This window comes from Roseateles sp., assembly GCF_036486225.1.
Lineage (GTDB): Bacteria > Pseudomonadota > Gammaproteobacteria > Burkholderiales > Burkholderiaceae_C > Roseateles.
Genome location: NZ_DASVNZ010000130.1, coordinates 1 through 4,721 on the forward strand (window position 1 = coordinate 1; position 4,721 = coordinate 4,721).

Consider the following 4,721-nt stretch of genomic DNA (forward strand, 5'->3'; position numbering starts at 1 on the left):
GGTCACCGATCCCGCCGCCGAGGCCGAGGAAGCGATGCACGAGTACGGCGTGCGGCTGCACGCCTTCGAGGACCTGCCGCGCGCCGACGCCATCGTCGCGGCGGTCGCCCATCGCGAGTACAAGGCGCTGGGCGCCGGGGACCTCGCCGCCAAGCTGGTCGAGGGCGGCGCCTTCATCGACGTGAAGGCCGCGTTTAACGGCGACAATCTGCGCGCTGCCGGCCTGCGGGTCTGGCGGCTCTGACGGCGGACGGCGCCCGGGCGCCGCCGCTTCAAGTTCCATTCCAGACGATCCGCGCGGATCGCAGACATTCCAGGGAAGTTCCATGACGATCCTCGTCACCGGCGGCGCCGGTTTCATCGGCAGCAATTTCGTGCTCGACTGGTTCAAGTCCTCGGACGAACCGGTGGTCAACCTCGACGCGCTCACCTACGCGGGCAACCTCGAGAACCTGGCGTCGCTGAAGGACGACCCGCGTCACGTCTTCGTGCAGGGCGACATCTGCGATCGCGCGCTGATCGACCAGTTGCTGGGCACGCACCGGCCGCGCGCGATCGTGCACTTCGCCGCCGAGTCGCACGTCGACCGCTCCATCCACGGCCCCGGCGCCTTCATGCGCACCAACGTCGAGGGCACCTTCACGCTGCTCGAGGCGGCGCGCGCGTTCTGGTCCGCGCTCGAGGGCGATGCCAAGACGGCCTTCCGCTTCCACCACGTCTCGACCGACGAGGTCTACGGTTCGCTGAAGGCCGAGGACCCGCCCTTCGCCGAGACCAACGCCTACGAGCCCAACAGCCCGTATTCGGCATCCAAGGCGGCCAGCGACCACCTGGTGCGCGCCTGGCACCACACCTACGGCCTGCCGGTGGTCACGACCAACTGCAGCAACAACTACGGCCCGTACCACTTCCCCGAGAAGCTGATCCCGCTGATGATCGTCAACGCGCTGGCCGGCAAGCCGCTGCCCGTGTACGGCGACGGCCAGCAGATCCGCGACTGGCTCTACGTCACCGACCACTGCTCGGGCATCCGCGCGGTGCTGGCCGGCGGCACGCTGGGCGAGACCTACAACATCGGCGGCTGGAACGAGCAGGCCAACATCGACATCGTGAAGACGGTGTGCGCGCTGCTGGACGAACTGCGCCCCGACCCGGCGGGCCCGTATGCCCGCCTGATCACCTACGTCAAGGACCGCCCCGGCCACGACCGCCGCTACGCGATCGACGCCCGCAAGATCGAGCGCGACCTGGGCTGGCGTCCCGCCGAGACCTTCGAGACCGGCATCCGCAAGACGGTGCAGTGGTACCTCGCCAACGAGGAATGGTCGTCGCGCGTGCTCTCCGGCGCGTACCGCGAGTGGGTGTCCAAGCAGTACGGCGGCTGAGGGCTGACATGAAAGTGCTGCTGCTCGGAAAGAACGGCCAGTTGGGGTGGGAGCTGCAACGCTCCCTCGCCCCGTTGGGTGAACTCGTCGCGCTGGACCGCAGCGAAGGTGGCGACCTCGGCGACAGTGAGGCCCTGCGCGCCACGCTGCGCCGCGTCGCGCCGGACGTGATCGTCAATGCCGCGGCCTACACCGCCGTCGACAAGGCTGAAAGCGAGCCCGAAGCGGCCCGCCAGATCAACGCGCTCGCCCCGGGCGTGCTGGCCGAGGAAGCCCAGGCGCTCGGCGCGCTGCTCGTGCATTACTCGACCGACTACGTCTTCGACGGTGCCGGCGACGACTGGCGCTTCGAGGATGCACCCACCGGCCCGCTGAGCGTCTACGGCAAGACCAAGCTCGAAGGCGAGCAGTTGATCGCCTCGACCGGCGCGCACGCGCTGGTCCTGCGCACCAGCTGGGTCTACGCGGCCCGCGGCGGCAACTTCGCCAAGACCATGCTGCGTCTGGCTGCCGAGCGCGACCAGTTGAAGGTCGTCGCCGACCAGATCGGCGCGCCCACCGGCGCGGACCTGCTGGCCGACGTCACCGCGCACCTGATCCGCGCCACGTTGAAGGACCGCGCCCTGTGCGGCACCTACCACGCGGTCGCCAGCGGCGAGACCAGCTGGCACCAGTACGCGCAGCACGTGCTGACGCGCGCACGGGACAAGGGCGTGACGCTCAAGGTCCAGCCCGAGCAGGTCGAGGCGCTGGCCAGCAGCGCCTACCCGACGCCGGCCCCGCGCCCGCTGAACTCGCGCCTGGACAACCACAAGCTGCAGGACCGTTTCGGCCTGGTGCTGCCGCACTGGCAGACCGGCGTGGACCGGCTGCTCGACGAGATCCTCTGATCGGAGACCCCTGATGAGCAACGACACCCGCAAGGGCATCATCCTGGCCGGCGGCTCCGGCACCCGGCTGCATCCGGCGACCCTGGCGATCAGCAAGCAGCTGCTGCCGGTCTACGACAAGCCGATGGTCTACTACCCGCTCAGCACGCTGATGCTGGCGGGCATGCGCGACATCCTGCTGATCAGCACGCCGCAGGACCTGCCGCGCTTCGAGGCGCTGCTGGGCGACGGTTCGCGCTGGGGCATCAACCTCCAGTACTGCCTGCAGCCGAGTCCGGACGGTCTGGCGCAGGCCTTCATCCTGGGCAAGGACTTCATCGGCGGCGCCCCGAGCGCGCTGGTGCTGGGCGACAACATCTTCTACGGCCACGACTTCGCCGGCCTGCTGGACAGCGCCGACGTGCAGACCGACGGGGCCACCGTCTTCGCGTACCACGTGCACGATCCGGAGCGCTACGGCGTGGTCGAGTTCGACGCGGACAAGCGCGCCGTCAGCATCGAGGAAAAGCCCAAGGCGCCCAAGAGCAACTACGCCGTCACCGGCCTGTACTTCTACGACCGCCAGGTCTGCGACATCGCCGCCGACATCAAACCCAGCCCGCGCGGCGAGCTCGAGATCACCGACGTCAACGCGCGTTACCTCGCGCAGCAGCAGCTGCGTGTCGAGATCATGGGCCGGGGGTATGCGTGGCTGGACACCGGCACGCACGACAGCCTGATGGAAGCCGGCCAGTTCATCGCGACCCTGGAGAAGCGCCAGGGCCTGAAGGTCGCCTGCCCGGAGGAGATCGCCTATCGCAAGGGCTGGATCACCGCCGAGCAGCTCGAACAGCTCGCGCAGCCGATGCTCAAGAACGGTTACGGGCAGTACCTGAAGCAGGTGCTCAACGAGAAGGTGTTCTGATGAACGTGATCCCGACTGCGCTGCCCGAGGTGCTGATCATCGAACCGAAGGTTTTCGGCGACGCGCGCGGCTTCTTCATGGAGAGCTGGACCGAGCCGAAGTTCAACGCAGCCGCCGGCGACGACGTGCGCTTCGTGCAGGACAACCACTCGCGCTCCAGCCAGGGCGTGCTGCGAGGCCTGCACTTCCAGCTGCCGCCGCATGCGCAGGGCAAGCTGGTGCGCTGCACGGCGGGCGCGGTGTTCGACGTCGCCGTCGACATGCGCCGTTCGAGCGCCAATTTCGGCAAGTGGGTCGGCGTCGAGCTGACCGGCGAGAACCATCGCCAGCTGTGGATCCCGCCGGGCTTCGCGCACGGCTTCCTGGTGCTGAGCGAGACGGCGGACTTCCTCTACAAGACCACGGACCTGTACGCGCCGCAGGCCGAAGGCTCGGTGCGCTGGGACGATCCGGCGATCGGCATCGACTGGCCGACGCTGCCCGTCGAATTCAAGCTCGCCGAGAAGGACGCGAAGGCGCCGCTGCTCGCGGACGCGAAGTATTTCGACTGACCTGCCGATGGCCGCACCGCTGATCCACCTCATCGCGGGCGCGCGGCCGAACTTCATGAAGCTCGCGCCGCTGGTGCGGGCGCTGCGGGCCGACGGCCGCCTCGCGTGGAAGCTGATCCACACCGGGCAGCACCACGACGCCGCGATGAGCGGCGTGTTCTTCGACGAGCTCGGCCTGCCGCCGCCGGACGTGTCGCTGGACTGCCATGGCGGCGGTCATGCGCAGCTGACCGCGCGCATCATGCAGGCCTATGAGCCGCACGTGATCGCGGACCGGCCCGCGGCCTGCGTCGTCGTCGGCGACGTCGATTCCACGCTGGCCTGCGCGCTGACGGCCCGCAAGCTCGGCGTGCCGGTGGCGCATGTCGAGGCCGGCCTGCGCAGCGGCGACATGACCATGCCCGAGGAGATCAACCGCCGCGCCACGGACGCGATCGCGGACTGGCTCTTCACGACCGAACCCAGCGCCGCGGCGCATCTGCGCCGTGAAGGCCATCCGGACACGCGGATCGCGGAGGTCGGCCATGTAATGGTCGACAACCTGCTGTTCCAGTTGGAGCGGTTGGACGCCGGCGATGCCGACGCGCACGCCGCTGAAGCGGCGGCGCAGGCGGCGCTCGAGGCCGCCGGCGCCTCGGGCGCGATGGCGTACCGCTGCGGCATCGTCACGCTGCATCGACCCGCGAACGTGGACGATCCCACGCAGCTGGCCGCGCTCATGCGGGCGCTGGGCACGCTCGCGGCGCGGCTGCCGCTGCTGTTCCCGGTGCATCCGCGCACGCGTGCCCGGCTGGAGGAACTCGGCCTGCCGCCCGCGCCCGGAGTGCATCTGCTGCCGCCGCTGCCTTATCGCCCGTTCCTGGCGCTGTGGCGCCGTGCCGTGCTGGTCCTGACCGACAGCGGCGGCCTTCAGGAAGAGACCACCGCGCTCGGCATCCCTTGCCTCACGCTGCGCGACAACACGGAGCGTCCGGTGACGGTCGACCTCGGC

The 4,721-nt window shown here is 69.4% G+C and carries 5 protein-coding genes and 1 pseudogene; all 6 read left to right on the forward strand.

Annotated features, from left to right (window positions below):
- Positions 1-244: pseudogene (locus VF536_RS08990) on the forward strand (nucleotide sugar dehydrogenase); the annotation flags it as partial.
- 82 nt (positions 245-326) lie between these two features.
- Positions 327-1,385, forward strand: a complete 1,059-nt coding sequence (rfbB, locus tag VF536_RS08995) for a dTDP-glucose 4,6-dehydratase (RefSeq protein ID WP_331614493.1) — start codon at positions 327-329, stop codon at positions 1,383-1,385.
- Between the two features lie 8 nt (positions 1,386-1,393).
- A complete protein-coding gene (gene rfbD / locus VF536_RS09000) occupies positions 1,394-2,275 on the forward strand; it encodes a dTDP-4-dehydrorhamnose reductase (protein ID WP_331614494.1) in 882 nt (293 codons plus the stop codon).
- A gap of 13 nt (positions 2,276-2,288) precedes the next feature.
- Positions 2,289-3,179, forward strand: a complete 891-nt coding sequence (gene rfbA / locus VF536_RS09005; protein WP_331614495.1) for a glucose-1-phosphate thymidylyltransferase RfbA — start codon at positions 2,289-2,291, stop codon at positions 3,177-3,179.
- A complete protein-coding gene (rfbC, locus tag VF536_RS09010) occupies positions 3,179-3,730 on the forward strand; it encodes a dTDP-4-dehydrorhamnose 3,5-epimerase (RefSeq protein ID WP_331614496.1) in 552 nt (183 codons plus the stop codon). The genes rfbA and rfbC overlap by 1 nt, the downstream gene beginning before the upstream one ends.
- Positions 3,731-3,737: 7 nt before the next feature.
- A partial coding sequence (gene wecB, locus VF536_RS09015) for a non-hydrolyzing UDP-N-acetylglucosamine 2-epimerase (protein ID WP_331614497.1) occupies positions 3,738-4,721 on the forward strand: 984 nt, incomplete at its 3' end.

Bases quoted from the DNA above. Each gene is read 5' to 3' on its own strand.
- rfbC (WP_331614496.1), top strand. From the start codon at position 3,179: ATGAACGTGATCCCGACTGCGCTGCCCGAGGTGCTGATCATCGAACCG.
- rfbA (WP_331614495.1), top strand. From the start codon at position 2,289: ATGAGCAACGACACCCGCAAGGGCATCATCCTGGCCGGCGGCTCCGGC.
- rfbB (WP_331614493.1), top strand. From the start codon at position 327: ATGACGATCCTCGTCACCGGCGGCGCCGGTTTCATCGGCAGCAATTTC.
- rfbD (WP_331614494.1), top strand. From the start codon at position 1,394: ATGAAAGTGCTGCTGCTCGGAAAGAACGGCCAGTTGGGGTGGGAGCTG.